This window comes from Mycolicibacter acidiphilus (assembly GCF_018455725.1).
In the GTDB taxonomy this organism is placed as follows: Bacteria; Actinomycetota; Actinomycetes; order Mycobacteriales; family Mycobacteriaceae; genus Mycobacterium; species Mycobacterium acidiphilum.
Window position 1 is genome coordinate 91503 of the sequence record NZ_JAHCLR010000007.1, and the last position, 14783, is coordinate 106285.

15 protein-coding genes are annotated in these 14783 nt (G+C 71.2%); 3 read left to right on the plus strand and 12 right to left on the minus strand.

Annotated elements, in window-relative coordinates; translation table 11 throughout:
- Positions 1 to 13 precede the first annotated feature (13 nt).
- The 12 genes from lysS to ftsH all read right to left on the minus strand — a co-directional run bounded on the left by lysS (position 14) and on the right by ftsH (position 11434).
- Positions 14 to 1534, minus strand: a complete 1521-nt coding sequence (gene lysS, locus KIH27_RS06200; protein ID WP_214092064.1) for a lysine--tRNA ligase — start codon at positions 1532 to 1534, stop codon at positions 14 to 16.
- Between the two features lie 43 nt (positions 1535 to 1577).
- The gene (locus KIH27_RS06205) at positions 1578 to 2387 is read right to left on the minus strand and encodes a type III pantothenate kinase (RefSeq protein WP_214092065.1); all 810 of its coding nucleotides are present in this window, start codon (positions 2385 to 2387) and stop codon (positions 1578 to 1580) included.
- A gap of 2 nt (positions 2388 to 2389) precedes the next feature.
- Positions 2390 to 2806: an aspartate 1-decarboxylase gene (panD, locus tag KIH27_RS06210; protein ID WP_214092066.1), complete on the minus strand. Its 417-nt coding sequence runs from the start codon at positions 2804 to 2806 to the stop codon at positions 2390 to 2392.
- Positions 2807 to 2820: 14 nt separating this feature from the next.
- Complete coding sequence (panC, locus tag KIH27_RS06215; RefSeq protein WP_214092067.1) at positions 2821 to 3708, minus strand: pantoate--beta-alanine ligase; 888 nt, start codon at positions 3706 to 3708, stop codon at positions 2821 to 2823.
- Positions 3705 to 4583, minus strand: a complete 879-nt coding sequence (locus tag KIH27_RS06220) for a Rossmann-like and DUF2520 domain-containing protein (RefSeq protein ID WP_214092068.1) — start codon at positions 4581 to 4583, stop codon at positions 3705 to 3707. The genes panC and KIH27_RS06220 overlap by 4 nt, the downstream gene beginning before the upstream one ends.
- A gap of 120 nt (positions 4584 to 4703) precedes the next feature.
- Entirely contained in the window at positions 4704 to 6092 is a 1389-nt protein-coding gene (locus tag KIH27_RS06225) for a DUF6779 domain-containing protein (protein ID WP_214092069.1), read from the minus strand.
- A 129-nt stretch (positions 6093 to 6221) separates the two neighbouring features.
- Positions 6222 to 6707 (minus strand): DUF3180 domain-containing protein, encoded by a 486-nt coding sequence (locus KIH27_RS06230; protein WP_214092070.1) that lies wholly within the window; start codon positions 6705 to 6707, stop codon positions 6222 to 6224.
- Complete coding sequence (gene folK / locus KIH27_RS06235) at positions 6707 to 7255, minus strand: 2-amino-4-hydroxy-6-hydroxymethyldihydropteridine diphosphokinase (RefSeq protein ID WP_214092071.1); 549 nt, start codon at positions 7253 to 7255, stop codon at positions 6707 to 6709. Before folK ends, KIH27_RS06230 begins: the two co-directional genes overlap by 1 nt.
- A gap of 13 nt (positions 7256 to 7268) precedes the next feature.
- The gene (folB, locus tag KIH27_RS06240) at positions 7269 to 7670 is read right to left on the minus strand and encodes a dihydroneopterin aldolase (protein WP_214092072.1); all 402 of its coding nucleotides are present in this window, start codon (positions 7668 to 7670) and stop codon (positions 7269 to 7271) included.
- A complete protein-coding gene (gene folP, locus KIH27_RS06245; RefSeq protein ID WP_214092073.1) occupies positions 7663 to 8499 on the minus strand; it encodes a dihydropteroate synthase in 837 nt (278 codons plus the stop codon). The genes folB and folP overlap by 8 nt, the downstream gene beginning before the upstream one ends.
- Positions 8496 to 9080 carry a GTP cyclohydrolase I FolE gene (gene folE / locus KIH27_RS06250; RefSeq protein ID WP_214092074.1) on the minus strand — a complete coding sequence of 195 codons (585 nt, stop codon included), beginning with the start codon at positions 9078 to 9080 and terminating at the stop codon, positions 8496 to 8498. The genes folP and folE overlap by 4 nt, the downstream gene beginning before the upstream one ends.
- Positions 9077 to 11434: an ATP-dependent zinc metalloprotease FtsH gene (gene ftsH, locus KIH27_RS06255; RefSeq protein WP_214092075.1), complete on the minus strand. Its 2358-nt coding sequence runs from the start codon at positions 11432 to 11434 to the stop codon at positions 9077 to 9079. The genes folE and ftsH overlap by 4 nt, the downstream gene beginning before the upstream one ends.
- Before the next feature lie 129 nt (positions 11435 to 11563).
- Here ftsH and KIH27_RS06260 point away from each other — a divergent pair, with 129 nt between their 5' ends.
- From KIH27_RS06260 to KIH27_RS06270, 3 genes are read left to right on the plus strand one after another with little or no spacing between them, the layout of a single operon-like run.
- Positions 11564 to 12526 carry an alpha/beta fold hydrolase gene (locus tag KIH27_RS06260; protein ID WP_214092076.1) on the plus strand — a complete coding sequence of 321 codons (963 nt, stop codon included), beginning with the start codon at positions 11564 to 11566 and terminating at the stop codon, positions 12524 to 12526.
- Positions 12523 to 13701 (plus strand): LLM class flavin-dependent oxidoreductase, encoded by a 1179-nt coding sequence (locus KIH27_RS06265; RefSeq protein WP_214092077.1) that lies wholly within the window; start codon positions 12523 to 12525, stop codon positions 13699 to 13701. Before KIH27_RS06260 ends, KIH27_RS06265 begins: the two co-directional genes overlap by 4 nt.
- Entirely contained in the window at positions 13702 to 14718 is a 1017-nt protein-coding gene (locus KIH27_RS06270) for a zinc-binding dehydrogenase (protein WP_214092078.1), read from the plus strand.
- Positions 14719 to 14783 lie beyond the last annotated feature (65 nt).

The window sequence follows — 14783 nt, forward strand, 5'->3', positions numbered from 1 at the left end:
CCGACCAGCCTGTTCAGTTGGTGTGTCGGCGAACAATCGGGAACAAAACCGTTTCCCTAATTGACAGTCCGGTCAGCACCATCAGCAGGCGATCAATGCCCATTCCAGTGCCGGTGCACGGCGGCATGGCGTACTCCATCGCGGCGAGAAAGTCCTCGTCAAGCAGCATTGCCTCGTCGTCGCCGGCCGCCGCCGCACGCGCCTGGGCGGCGAACCGCTCCCGCTGCACCACCGGGTCGACGAGTTCGGAGTACCCGGTCGCCAGTTCGACGCCGCGCATGTACAGGTCCCATTTCTCGGTGACGCCCGCCACGCTACGGTGCTGCCTGGTCAACGGCGTCGTCTCGACCGGGAAATCGCGGACGAAGGTGGGCGCGGTCAATTGATGGCCGACGGCGTGCTCCCACAGTTCCTCGATCAGCTTGCCGTGCCCGTACCCGCGGTCGGTGGGGATCTCCACATTCAGGCCGTCGGCGATCGCCCACAGCCGGTCGACGCCGGTAGCCGGCGTGATCTCCTCATCGAGCGCCGCCGACAGCGACGGATACATTTCCAGCGACGCCCATTCCCCGTCGATGTCGTAGACGCTGCCGTCCGGCATCGGCAGCTGCCGGGTGCCGATCGCCTCGTCGGCGACCTCCTGAATAATCTCGCGGGTCGCGGTCGCCGAATCGTCGTAGGTGCCGTAGGCCTGGTAGGTCTCCAGCATTGAGAACTCCGGCGAATGCGTGGAATCCGCTCCTTCGTTTCGGAACACCCGATTGAGTTCGAAGACCCGGTCGAAGCCGCCCACTATGCACCGCTTCAAGAACAGCTCCGGCGCGATTCGCAGGTAAAGGTCGGCGTCGAGGGCGTTGGAATGCGTGACGAACGGCCGGGCCGCGGCGCCGCCGGCCAGCGTCTGCAGCATCGGCGTCTCCACCTCCAGGAAGCCGCGCCGCTCCAGCGCATGGCGGACCGCTCGGATCACCTGAATGCGCTGCCGGGCCACCTGGCGGGCCTCCGGGCGCACGATCAGGTCGACGTACCGCTGGCGCACCCGGGACTCTTCGCTCATCTCCTTGTGCGCGACCGGCAGCGGCCGCAACGCCTTGGAGGCCAACTGCCAGGAGTCGGCGAGCACCGAGAGCTCACCGCGGCGGGAACTGATCACCTCGCCGTGCACGAACACGATGTCGCCGAGGTCGACGTCGGCCTTCCAGGCTTCCAGGGACTCCTCGCCGACCCCGGCCAGGCTGATCATCGCCTGCAACTGGGTGCCGTCGCCCTCCTGCAGGGTGGCGAAGCACAGCTTGCCGGAGTTCCGGGCGAACACCACCCGGCCGGCGATGCCGACGACGTCACCGGTGGCGGTGTCGACGGGAAGCTCCGGGTACTTCGCCCGCACCTCGGCCAGCGTGTGGGTGCGGGCCACGGAAACCGGGTAGGGGTCGCGGCCCTCGTCCAGCAGCCGGGCCCGTTTGTCCCGGCGGATCCGGAACTGCTCGGGGAGGTCAGATTCGGCGGCTGGGGTGGGTGCGTCGGCGGAGCTCACGACCTGCCAGCTTAGATGAACCCCTCGGACGCGAAGACGGCGCTCAGCGCGCCGGCCGCAACCGCCCGCGCTGGCTGTCCCGGTTGCGCTCGTACACCAGGCGCAGGCCGTCCAGGGTGAGGTTGGCGTCGTAGTGGTCAACGGTCTGCAGGTCGGGCAGCAGCAGCGGGGCGGTGTGCCCGGTGGCCACCACGGTGACGTCGCCGGTGACGACGCCGTCGTCGAGGATGCGCCGCACCAGACCGTCGACCAGCCCGGCGAACCCGAACAGCGCGCCGGCCTGCATGCACTCGACGGTGTTCTTGCCGATCACCGACCGGGGCCGGGTCAGCTCGACGCGGCGCAGCCCCGCCGACCGAGCGGCGGCCGCATCCGAGGAGATCTGCACCCCGGGGGCGATGGCGCCGCCGAGGAACTCGCCCTTGGCCGAGACCACGTCGACGCAGATCGCCGAGCCGAAGTCGATGACGATGGCCGCGGTCTGGAACTTGTGAAACGCCGCCAGGGCGTTGACGATCCGGTCCGCGCCGACTTCCTTGGGGTTGTCGACCAGCAGCGGGATGCCGGTGCGCACCCCCGGCTCGATCAACACCGACGACACCGAGGGCCAGTACTGATCCAGCATGGCCCGCACCTCGTGCAGCACCGACGGCACCGTGGACAGCGCCGCCGCGCCGGTGACCTGCTCGCCGTCGTCGCCGATCAGACCGTCGAGGGTGAGTGCCAGTTCATCGGCGGTGATCTCCGCTTCGGTGCGAATCCGCCACTGCTGCACGACGTTCGCGTGCTCACCGGAACCGGTGAGCAGACCGATCACGGTGTGGGTGTTGCGGACGTCGATCGCCAGCAGCACGGCTACCCCACGCTTCGAGGCGAAAGCAAGCCGGAGGCGTCATCCGGCACGAACGCCGGATCGCTGCCCAGGTCGACCTGCTGGTTCTTCGCATCCACGAAGACGATGCGGGGCTGGTACTCCCGGGCCTCGGCGTCGGCCATCGTCCCGTAGGCGATCAGGATCACCAGGTCACCGGGGTGCACCAGATGCGCTGCGGCGCCGTTGATTCCGATGATGCCGGTGCCGCGCTCCCCAGTGATGGCGTAGGTGACCAGCCGATTGCCGTTGTCGATGTCGACGATCGTCACCTGCTCACCCTCCAGCAGGTCGGCGGCATCCATCAGGTCGGCGTCGATGGTCACCGAGCCGACGTAGTGCAGGTCCGCCTGGGTGACGGTGGCGCGGTGGATCTTCGACTTGAGCATCGTCCGAAACATCAATTCCTCCGGTGTTATTCGGGAGTTCCGAGTGTGATGGCGGCATTGTCGAGCAGCCGGGTGGTGCCGACGCGGGCCGCGATCAGCAGCCGGCCGCGTCCGTTGACCGGGGCCGGTCCGAGACCGGTGCCGCGCACCTGCAGGTAGTCGACGTCGACGGCGGGCGTCGCCGCCAGCGTGGCGGTCGCCGCGTCCAGCACGGCCTGCGCGCCGGCCGGGGCGGCATGCTCACCGGCCGCCAGCGCCGCCGACAGCGCGGTGGCGGCTTCGCGCTGCGCCGGGTCGAGGTAGCGGTTGCGCGACGACATCGCCAGGCCGTCGGTCTCCCGCACGGTCGGCACGCCGACCACCTGGACGTCGAGATTGAGGTCGTCGACCATCTGGCGGATCAGCACCAGCTGCTGGTAGTCCTTCTCACCGAACAGCGCCCGGTCCGGCCGCACGATCGACAGCAACTTGCACACCACGGTCAGCACCCCGTCGAAGTGCCCGGGGCGGGCCGCGCCCTCCAGTTCGTCGCCGAGCGGACCGGCGTGCACCGCGGTACGCGGGCCGTCGGGGTACATCGCCGCCGCGGTCGGGGTGAACACCACCTCGACCCCGGCGTCGCGCAGCAGCGCCAGGTCGTCGTCGAGGGTGCGCGGGTAGGCGTCGAGGTCCTCACCGGCGCCGAACTGCAGCGGGTTCACGAAGATCGAGACCACCACCACCGCACCGGGCACCTGCCGCGCCGCCCGCACCAGGGCCAGGTGCCCGTCGTGCAGGGCGCCCATGGTCGGCACCAGCACCACCCGGCGGCCGATGCCCCGCAGCGCCCGGCTGACACGGGCGACCTCGTCGGGTCGGGTGTAGACGTTGAGCTCCCCCGCGGTGTAGGCGCGCGAGCCGGCCGGCGCCGTCACCGGGCCAGCACCGTCAGCACGTCGTCGCCGGCGTGCACCGCCTGGGCGGTGCGCAGCGCGGTGCTCCGGTAGGCCTCCGCCAGCTCCGGTGCCGCAGCGTTGAGCGCGGCGAGATGCCGGACGACGGTGGCCGCGTCGCCGCGGGCGATGGGGCCGGTGAGGGCGGCCCGGCCGTGCTGCAGGGTGTTCTCCACCGCGGCCCGCACCAGCGGCCCGAGCACCCGTTCGGCGACGCCGTCGGGGTCGCCGGCCAGCGCCACCCGCAACGCGGCCAGCGCGTCGTCGATCACGGTGACGACGTGGTTGCCACCGTGGCAGAGCGCGGCGTGGTAGAGCACCCGGGCGCTGTCGTCGACCCGGACCGGCTGGGCGCCGATCTCCAGGGTCAGCGCCTCGGCGATGGCGTAGCCGATCTCGTCGGCGGCGGTGATCCCGAAGCAGCTCTCGGTCAGCCGCTCGATGTCCTCGTCGGCGCCGGTGAACGCCATCGCCGGGTGGATGGCCAGCGGCAGGCAGCCCTGCTCGGTCAGCGGCGCCAGCACGCCGATGCCGTTGGCACCGGAGGTGTGCACGACGATCGTCCCGGGCCGGACCGCCGCGGTGGCGGCCAGGCCGGCGACCATCGGCGCCAGTTCGGTGTCGGGGACGGCCAGCAGCAGCAGTTCGGCGCTGCCGGCCACCTCGTGGGCGGGCAGCACCGGGGTGTCCGGCAGCCGGCGCCGGGCACGCCGCTGGGATTCCTCGGAGATGGCGCTGCATGCCACCACGACGTGGTCGGCGCGCTCCAGCGCGACGCCCAGGGCGGTGCCGACCCGGCCGGCGGAGATGACGCCGACCTTGAGCCGGGCCGGCCGCAAACCGTCGAACTGCACCATCGCAGACGACCTCACAGGTTCTCTTGGTTTCGTTCCAGTCCCGCGTTGCGGGTACCGGACGGTCGCCGGTGAGTCTATCCCGATCGGTGTTGAACCTGCGAGTGACGTTGGTCGCAGCGGCTACTCGGCGCGGCGGCGCCGGCCACCAGAACCGGGCTCGGGCTGCAACCGCGCCAGCAGGTCGGCGACCGACTGGCCGCCGGTGTCGGTCTCCGATTCGGCGCCGTTGGAGTGCCGGGACGCGCTGGGCGCCGGGACCTCGACGGGCGGGGCGGGTGCGACGGGCGGGGGTCCGGCGTGCCGCCCGACCGGGCCGCCGGCGGATTGCTCCACGGCATCGGCGGCGTGTCGGGATTCGGCGCGACGCCGACCACCCCGGTACGGCTGGGCCGGTTCCGGTTGCGGGGGCGCCGGTGGCGGCTCCCAGCCGGGCGCCGGACCGCTGAAGGCCTCCGCCTCGTCGGCGCGCCGGCGATGCCGGGACGGCGCCGGCGGTTCCACGACCGGCGGGGGCGGTGGTGGCGGCGGGGTGGGCGCGCTCTCGGATCGATGGTGGCCGGTCCGCTCGGGTTGGCTGGGGGTCCAGTTGCTGCCGGGGGTGCCCGGCGGCAGCCACTCCCCTTCGGCACCAACCGGTTTCCAGGCAGCACCGGACGATGCGGCCGGCTCGACGAGCTGCGGCGGCGGCGGAACCGGCGGAACCGGCAGCGGTGGCGGTGGCGGCGGTGGCGGTGCCGGTTCGCGGCGGGGTTCCGGTGCGACGTAGGGCTGCGCCGGTCCGGCCCAGCGGCCGGCGTCGGGTTGCGCGGGTTCTTCGTCCGCCGCACGGCGGTGCGAGCCGCGGCCGGGTGCGGTCGGCGGCGCAGGTGGCGGAGGTGGCGGAGGTGGCGGCGGGGTGGGGATCCGCACCTCCGGCACGTCGATGATCGGGTTCTCGGCGGTCTCACCGGCCCGGTCGGGTGTGTACTTCGAGCTGACCGCCGGGGTCACCCGGGTCTCCGTGGTGCTCTCGTTGCGCGCCCAGTCGCTGTAGGCGCGGACCGTGGTGCGCTCCTGCTCCAGCGCCGGCCGGTCGCTCAGGTCGGCGTCGAACAGAATCTCCAGGTTGGCGCGCAGCGCGGCCAGTTCGGTGCGCAGCGCCGCGACCTCGTCAGCGGCCTGCGCCCGCAGTTCGGAGGCGAGTTCGCGCCGCAACTGTGACTCCACCGTCAGCTCGTATTCCCGGCGAGCCGATATCTCCCGGTCCAACTGCAGGTCGTAGACGAGTTTCAGGTCACGGGCCCGCGCCTGGTCGACATCGCTCTGCCGCCGGTAGATCACCGACACGAACGCCGCGACGACCGCGGCCCACAGTGCCATGATGACCGCGAGCTTGAGCAACTCCACCCGGCTGGTGAACACCAGGGCCGAACTCGCGGCGATCGCCAGCACCAGCAACGCCGTCAGCAGAGCCCAGCCCGGCCGTCGGACACCGCGTGGGGTCCGGCCGCGGGACAGGACGGACGTCATCTGCGCCGCTCCTCCTCATCGCGTCGGTGCCCGCAAACGGGTGGCCGCCCCACCGCATCGTCGCTGACGAGCATGGGCCGACTGTACCGCTACGAGGTCAATCCGCGTGTCGCCCCGCTCCGGCGATTCTCACCCGGCTTGGTTTCCGGTTAACCCGCCGGAATCCCCGGGACCCTGCGGGGATCTGCAGCAGTACTGCAACCACAGCGCCGCGGTGAGCAGGGCCAGCGCACTCGCGGCGGCGACCACGGCGCCGCCGGTGTCCGCCGCGGCGACGTGCAGTTCGGCCCGTCGGGGCAACAGATAGGCCAGCACCGCGAGCCAGAAACCCAGCACCAGCGCACCCATCCAGGCCGACGCCTTGGCGATCGCCACACTGCGGGCCACCGTCAGCGGATGCAACCGTTCCGGCCCGGCGCCGATCTCGCCGTCGTCGATCTTGGTCCGCACGTACCAGGCCCAGCCCGCCTCCAGCACCGCCGCCACCAGCAGCGATATCCCGGTCCAGACGGTGATCGGCGGGAACCACCGGTACAGCAGGTCCACCAGCGGATAGCCCGCCACGGCGGCGACGACGGCCGCGGCGCCCACCTCCCGCTTGCGGGTCGGTCCCATCAGCCCTCCCCGCGCCGGTGCAGGGCCCACTCGGTCAACCGCAGTTCGGTGCGGTCAGCGGGCTCCAGTTCGGCCAGCAGATCCGCCACCGGGCGCCGCTGCCCGCCGAGGGTCAGCCGGGCGTCGGGTTCGACGGCCAGCCACGGCACCAGCACGAACGTCCGCAGGTGCGCCAGCGGATGCGGCAGCGTCAGCCCGTTCTCCCGGGACAGCACTTCGGTCTCGCCGCCCCCGGAGTCGGAGTCGGTCCGGTAGCAACTGATCACGTCGACGTCCAGCGTGCGCGGACCCCACCGCTCGCCGCGCACCCGGTCCGCGGCCCGCTCCAGTTCCTGCGCCCGGACCAGCCAGTCCCGCCCGCGGCAGGCCGGGTCGTCGACGAGCAGCACCGCGTTGAGGAACCGGCCCTGGTCGACGCCGCCCCACGCTTCGCTCTCGTACACCCCCGACACCGCGCGCACCGCCGCGCCGAGGCCGTCGACCGCGGACTGCAGTCGTGCCAGCCGGTCGCCCAGGTTGGACCCGATGCCCAGCACGGCCCGGGTCACGGTTCGGTGCCCGTCATGTCGCCGCCCCGGCGGGGATCACCGCACCCCGGCGGTCGGCGCGCGACCGCCGGGCCACCACCGCCACGTCGGCGAAGGTCAGCGGGATCGGCGCGTGCGGCTTGTGCACGGTCACCTCGACCGCCTGAACCCGCGTGTCGGTCAACACGTCATCGGCGATCTCGGCGGCCACCGTCTCGATGAGATCCCGCGCCGGTCCGGCCACGACGGCCGCCGCGCGCTGCGCCAGCACCCCGTAGTCGTAGGTGTCCGCCAGCGCGTCGCTGGCGGCCGCGGCGGCCAGATCCATCCAGACGGTGATGTCGATGATGAAATCCTGGCCGTCGGCGCGCTCATGGTCGAAGACCCCATGGTTGCCGCGAACCTTCAAGCCGCGCAATTCGATTCGGTCAGTCATCGCCGACACCCCCTTCACTCCAGGCCTGCATCACTTTCAGCGCGTCGGCGGAGGCCCGCACGTCGTGCACCCGCACACCCCAGGCGCCGTGCAGGCCGGCCAGCGCCGAGATCACCGCGGTCGCCGTCTCACGTTCGCCGGGCGGGCGCACCGCGCCGTCGGCCCCGGCCAGCAGGGCGCCGAGGAACCGTTTGCGCGACGCCCCGACCAGCACCGGTATCCCGGTCTGCACCAGCTGCGGCAACCCGTGCAGCAGCGCCCAATTGTGTTGCGCCGTCTTGGCGAACCCCAGCCCGGGATCGATGATCAGGTTCGCCGGGTCGACGCCGGCCGCCACTGCCCGGTCGACGCCGGCGAGCAACTCGGTGCGGACCTCGGCGGTGACGTCGCGGTACGGCGGCACCGAGTGCGGCTGGGCGGGATCCACCGGCCGCCAGTGCATCAGCACCCAGCGGGCGCCGGTCTCGGCCACCAGCGGTGCCATCGCCGGGTCTGCCTGCCCACCGGAGACGTCGTTGACGATCCCGGCGCCGCACTCCAGCGCCGCCCGTGCGACGGCGGCGTTCATCGTGTCGACGCTGACCGCGATGCCCTGCTCGGCAAGCTGTTTCACCACCGGGGCGACCCGCTCGGCTTCCGCCCGGGGATCGACCCGCACCGCACCGGGCCGAGTGGACTCACCGCCGACGTCGATGATCGACGCACCCTGGGCGGCCAGTGCCACGCCGTGTTCGACGGCGCGGTCCACGTTGAGGAAACGCCCGCCGTCGGAGAACGAGTCCGCGGTGACGTTGACCACCCCGATGATCTGCACGCGTATCGAGTTCACTTGCGCAGGATGAGTTCCAGCGCCTCGGCGCGAGACGCGCTGTCGGTCTTGAACTGGCCGCGCACCGCCGAGGTGGTGGTGACCGCGCCCGGTTTGCGCACCCCGCGCATCGCCATGCACAGATGCTCGGCCTCGATCACGACGATCACGCCGCGCGGATCGAGTTTGCGCATCAGCGCGTCGGCCACCTGACCGGTGAGCCGCTCCTGCACCTGGGGGCGCTTGGCGTACAGGTCCACCACCCGGGCCAGTTTGGACAGGCCGGTGATCCGACCGTCGTCGCCGGGGATGTAGCCGACGTGCGCGACCCCGTGGAACGCCACCAGGTGGTGTTCGCAGGTCGAGTACATCGGGATCTCCTTGACCAGCACCATCTCCTCGTGGTGTTCGTCGAAGGTGGTCTCCAGCACGGTGTCCGGGTCGGTGTAGAGCCCGGCGAACATCTCCTGATAGGCCCGAGCCACCCGCGCCGGCGTCTCCAGCAGGCCGTGCCGGTTCGGGTCCTCGCCCACCGCGTACAGCAGTTCCCGCACCGCCGCCTCGGCGCGCGCCTGGTCGAAGACCGGCGGTTGCGCTGTCATTCGGACCGGGCCGGGTCGGCGTCCTGCTGGTCGCCAGACTGGCCGGGCTGCGCCTCCGGCGGCTGACCGGGCGCCGGGTAGGCCGGGTACGTCGGGTAGGGCTGCACCGGCGGATACCCCTGCGGCGGGTGCTGCGGGTTCGGCGGGTTCGAAGGGTTCGCCCAGGGCTGTCCGAGACCCTGCGGCGGGTACCAGTACCCGGTCTGATGCGGCGGCGGCCAGCCCGGCGCGTGCCAACCGGCCGGGGCGCCGTAATCGGGCTGGGTCCCTGCGGCGTCCTCTGCGGGGACGCCGTTGCCGTTCGTGCCGTTCGCCTGAGACGTCTGGGCGGCGCGGGACGCCTGGGCGATCGCGGCCTTGAACGCCGGTTCGGGCTGCGGCGGCGGCCACGGCTCACCACGCTCGATCGCGAGCTCGCCGGGGGTCTTGATCGGCGGCTTGTCAGACGGCACCCGGCCGCCGAAGTCGTCGAAGTCGGTGATCCGCGGCCGCTTCTGCACGTCGCCGAAGATCTTCTCCAGGTCCGCGCGGTGCAGGGTCTCCTTCTCCAGCAGCTCCCCGGCCAGCGTGTCGAGCACGTCGCGGTGCTCGGTGAGGATCTCCCACGCCTCGGTGTGCGCGGCCTCGATCAGCTTGCGGACCTCGTCGTCGATGTCCCGGGCAACCTCGTGGGAGTAATCCGGTGTGGTGCCCATCGTGCGGCCCAGGAACGGGTCGCCGTGCTCGGTGCCGTAGCGGACCGCGCCCAGCTTGGCGCTCATGCCGTACTCGGTGACCATCGCCCGGGCCACCGCGGTGGCCTTCTCGATGTCGGAGACCGCCCCGGTCGTCGGCTCCCGGAACACCAGCTCCTCGGCGGCCCGGCCGCCCATCGCGAACACCAGCTGCGCGATCATCTCCGAGCGGGTGCGCAGGCCCTTGTCCTCCTCGGGCACCGCCACCGCGTGACCGCCGGTGCGGCCGCGGGCCAGGATCGTGACCTTGTAGACCGGGTCGATGTCGGGCATCGCCCACGCCGCCAGCGTGTGCCCGCCCTCGTGGTACGCGGTGATCTTCTTCTCGTGCTCGCTGATGATCCGGCCCTTGCGCCGCGGCCCACCGATCACCCGGTCCACCGCCTCTTCGAGCGCGGCGGCGCTGATCACGGTGCCGTTCTCGCGCGCGGTGAGCAGCGCGGCCTCGTTGATGACGTTGGCCAGGTCGGCGCCGGACATGCCGACGGTGCGCTTGGCGAGCCCGTCCAGGTCGGCGTCGCCGGCCATCGGCTTGCCCTTGGAGTGCACCCGCAGCACGGCGCGCCGGCCGGCGATGTCGGGGTTGGAGACCGGGATCTGACGGTCGAAGCGGCCGGGCCGCAGCAGCGCCGGGTCGAGGATGTCGGGCCGGTTGGTGGCGGCGATCAGGATGACGCCGGCCCGGTCGCCGAAGCCGTCCATCTCCACCAGCAGCTGGTTGAGGGTCTGCTCGCGCTCGTCGTGTCCGCCGCCCAGGCCGGCGCCGCGCTGCCGTCCGACGGCGTCGATCTCGTCGACGAAGATGATGCACGGGCTGTTCTGTTTGGCCTGCTCGAACAGGTCGCGCACCCGGGAGGCGCCCACGCCGACGAACATCTCGACGAAGTCCGAGCCGGAGATCGTGAAGAACGGCACCCCGGCCTCACCTGCGACCGCGCGCGCCAGCAGCGTCTTGCCGGTGCCGGGCGGGCCGTAGAGCAGCACGCCCTTGGGAATCTTGGCGCCGAGTGCCTGGTACCGGCCGGGGTTCTGCAGGAAGTCCTTGATCTCGTAGAGCTCCTCGACCGCCTCGTCGACGCCGGCGACGTCGGCGAAGGTGGTCTTGGGCATGTCCTTGCCGAGCTGCTTGGCCCGGGATTTGCCCATGCCGAAGCCCATCCGGGCGCCGCCCTGCATCCGGGAGAACATCACGAACAGGCCGATCAGCAGCAACATCGGCAGCATGTAGATGAGGATCGAACCGAGCACACTGCCCTGGTTGACGACGGTGTTGATCTCGGTTTTCTGCTTGGTCAGCGCGCCGTAGAGCGGGACCGCGTAACCCGTCGGGTAGTGGGTGATGATCTTGTCGACCGGTTCGGCCTTGCCGGCCCGCCCGGTCTTGTCCTTGCCCGATCCCGGGATCTCGTGGAGCGGTTCCTTCAGCGTCAGCCGCAGCTGCTGTTCACGGTCGTCGATCTGCGCGCTCTTGACGTTCCCGCTGCTGATCTGGGACACCGCGAGGGAAGTGTCGACGGGCTTGTAGCCGCGGGTGTCGTCGCCGAAATAGAAGAACGACCAACCGAGCACCAGCACCACTGCGATCGCGGTGAGGGTGCGGATCACGTTTTTGCGATTCATCAAGCATCGGCCGGTGCCGGCCACATCCTTCCAGTACAGGCAGCTGGGCATGTTCAGGCTACCGTCCCCGGTTCCGGGCGGTCCGGTGAAGCCGTCGCGGGGATCGGTTCCCTGTGCTTTGGTGGGACGGTGCCCAACACCACCCAGCGACTCGTCGACACCAACGGCGTGACCCTGCGGGTCACCGAGGCCGGTAACCGGGGCAATCCGGTGGTGCTGCTGGCGCACGGCTTCCCCGAACTGGCCTACTCGTGGCGGCACCAGATTCCGGCGCTGGCCGACGCCGGGTTCCACGTGCTCGCCCCCGACCAGCGCGGTTACGGCGGGTCGTCGCGACCTGCGGAGATCGCCGCGTACGACATGGCGGCGCTCACCGGCGACCTGGTCGGCCTGCTCGACGACGTCGACGCGCGGCGCGCGGTCTGGATCGGCCACGACTGGGGCGCGCCGGTGGTGTGGAACGCCGCGCAACTGCACCCGGACCGGGTGGCGGGGGTGGTCGGGCTCAGCGTCCCGCCGGTGCCCCGCCCGCAGGTGCCGCCGACGGTCGCGTTCCGCAACATCTTCGGCGAGCACTTCTTCTACATGCTGTATTTCCAGGAGCCCGGCGTCGCCGACGCCGAACTGGCCGCCGACCCGGCCCGCACAATGCGCCGGATGATGGGCGGGCTGCGTCCCCCCGACCCCGAGCAGGGCGCCCGAATGGCCGCCCCCGGACCGGCGGGCTTCATCGAGCGGCTGCCCGAACCCGACGCGCTGCCGGACTGGATCAGTCCCGAGGAGCTGGACCACTACATCGCCGAGTTCACCCGCACCGGGTTCACCGGCGGCCTGAACTGGTACCGCAACCTGGACCGCAACTGGGAGATCCTGGCGCACCCCGTCGCGGCCACCATCGACGTCCCCGCGCTGTTCATCGGCGGCACCGCCGACCCGGTGCTGGGGTTCACCCGTCGGGACCGGGCTCGGGAGTTGGCCGTCGGGCCGTACCGGGAGGTGATGCTCGACGGCGCCGGGCACTGGTTGCAGCAGGAGCGGCCCGACGAGGTCAATGCGGCCCTGCTGGAGTTCCTGTCCGGAGTGGCGCTGTGACCGCGCCGCTGCGCTTCGGGGTGTTCATCACGCCGTTCCACGCCCTGGGCCAATCCCCCACGGTCGCCCTCGAATACGACCTGGACCGGGTGGTGGCGCTGGACCGGCTCGGTTTCGACGAGGCCTGGTTCGGCGAACACCATTCCGGTGGCTATGAGCTGATCGCCTGTCCGGAGGTGTTCATCGCGACGGCCGCCGAACGCACCCGGCACATCCGGCTGGGCACCGGCGTCGTCTCGCTGCCGTATCACCACCCGCTGATGGTGGCCGACCGCTGGGTGCTGCTCGATCATCTGACCCGCGGCCGGGTGATGTTCGGTGCCGGCCCGGGGGCGCTGCCCACCGACGCCTACATGATGGGGATCGACCCGGTGGACCAGCGCCGGATGATGCAGGAGTCGCTTGAGGCGATCCTGGCGCTGTTTCGCGCCGAGCCCGGCGAGCGGATCACCCGGGAGACGGACTGGTTCACGCTGCGCGACGCCGCGCTGCACATCCGGCCCTACAGCTGGCCGCACCCGGAGATCTCGACCGCGGCGATGATCTCCCCGTCCGGGCCGCGCCTGGCCGGCACGCTCGGCACGTCGCTGCTGTCGCTGTCGATGTCGGTACCGGGCGGTTACGCCGCACTGGAGAACGCCTGGGAGGTGGTGCGCGAGCAGTCCGCGAAATCCGGTCGCGGCGAACCGGATCGGGCGAACTGGCGGGTGCTGAGCATCATGCACCTCGCCGACAGCCGCGAGCAGGCCATCGAGGACTGCACCTACGGGCTGCAGGACTTCGCGAACTACTTCGGCGCGGCCGGTTTCGTGCCGCTGTCCAACACGGTCGAGGAGGCGGCGCAGTCACCGCGGGAGTTCGTCGAGGCGTACGCGGCAGCCGGCAACTGCTGCATCGGCACCCCCAACGACGCGATCGCCCACATCACCGATCTGCTTGAGCGCTCCGGCGGGTTCGGCACGCTGCTGCTGCTCGGCCACGACTGGGCCTCCCCGGAGGCCACCTACCGCAGCTACGAGTTGTTGGCGCGCAAGGTGATTCCGCACTTCAAGGGTCAACTCACGGCCGCTCGGGAGTCCCACGAGTGGGCGAAAGGCATGCGCGATCAGCTGTTCGGGCGGGTGGGTGAGGCGATCCGCGGCGCGGTCACCGAGCACGCCGGCGAGGCCCGGTAGATGCGGGCGGCGGTGCTGCGCGACGGGCGGATGGTCTACCGCGACGACGTGCCCGACCCGGTTCCGGGGCCCGGCCAGGTGCTGGTGGCGGTGACGGCGTGCGGGATCTGCGGGTCGGATCTGCATTTCGCCGCGCACGGCGATCAGATGCTGGCGGCGACGAAAGCGATGCAGGGTGCACCGTCGGCGGGCGCCTCGATCGACCTGGGCGCCGACATCTTCATGGGTCACGAGTTCAGCGCCCGGGTGCTGGAAGCCGGCCCGGGCACCGAGACCTTCCCGCCCGGCACGCCGGTCACCTCGATCCCGGTGCTGCTGGCGGCCAACGGCATCGAGCCGATCGTCTACTCCAACACCACACTGGGCGGTTACGCCGAGAAGATGCTGCTGTCCGCACCGCTGCTGCTGGCGATTCCGAACGGCCTGGACCCGCGGCACGCCGCGCTGACCGAGCCGATGGCGGTGGGACTGCACGCGGTCAACAAGTCCGGGGTGGTGCCGGGCGAGACGGCGCTGGTGCTGGGCTGCGGTCCGATCGGTGTCGCGATCATCGCGGCCCTGCGCGACGCCGGGGTGAACGACGTTGTGGCCACGGATTATTCGTCGGCGCGACGTACTCTCGCGACGACGATGGGCGCCCACCGGGTGCTCGACCCGGCCGACGGTTCCCCGTTCGACACGGTGACGCCGAAGGTGGTCTTCGATGCCGTCGGGGTGCCGGGGATCATCGACGACGTGCTGCGCCGGGCGCCGGTCGGCACCCGCCTGGTCGTCGCCGGGGTCTGCATGGAACCCGACACCGTGCACCCGTTCTTCGGGATCGCCAAGGAGATGAGCGTGCAGTTCGTCTTCGCCTACACCCCGGATGAGTTCGCGGCGTCGCTGCGGGCGATCGCCGAGGGGCGGATCGATGTGGCGCCACTGATCACCGGCGAGGTCGGACTGGACGGGGTGGGAGCGGCGTTCGCGGACCTGACCGACCCGGATCGGCACTGCAAGATTCTGGTGACGCCGTAGGTCGACGAAACCGAACCCCGAGCCTGGTTCGCGGCGACATCCCTACGAAGTTATGGGCATCGAGT

Bases quoted from the DNA above. Each gene is read 5' to 3' on its own strand.
- KIH27_RS06225 (WP_214092069.1), bottom strand. From the start codon at position 6,092: ATGACGTCCGTCCTGTCCCGCGGCCGGACCCCACGCGGTGTCCGACGG.
- KIH27_RS06230 (WP_214092070.1), bottom strand. From the start codon at position 6,707: ATGGGACCGACCCGCAAGCGGGAGGTGGGCGCCGCGGCCGTCGTCGCC.
- folE (WP_214092074.1), bottom strand. From the start codon at position 9,080: ATGACAGCGCAACCGCCGGTCTTCGACCAGGCGCGCGCCGAGGCGGCG.
- panD (WP_214092066.1), bottom strand. From the start codon at position 2,806: ATGTTTCGGACGATGCTCAAGTCGAAGATCCACCGCGCCACCGTCACC.
- KIH27_RS06270 (WP_214092078.1), top strand. From the start codon at position 13,702: ATGCGGGCGGCGGTGCTGCGCGACGGGCGGATGGTCTACCGCGACGAC.
- ftsH (WP_214092075.1), bottom strand. From the start codon at position 11,434: ATGAATCGCAAAAACGTGATCCGCACCCTCACCGCGATCGCAGTGGTG.
- KIH27_RS06220 (WP_214092068.1), bottom strand. From the start codon at position 4,583: ATGGTGCAGTTCGACGGTTTGCGGCCGGCCCGGCTCAAGGTCGGCGTC.
- folB (WP_214092072.1), bottom strand. From the start codon at position 7,670: ATGACTGACCGAATCGAATTGCGCGGCTTGAAGGTTCGCGGCAACCAT.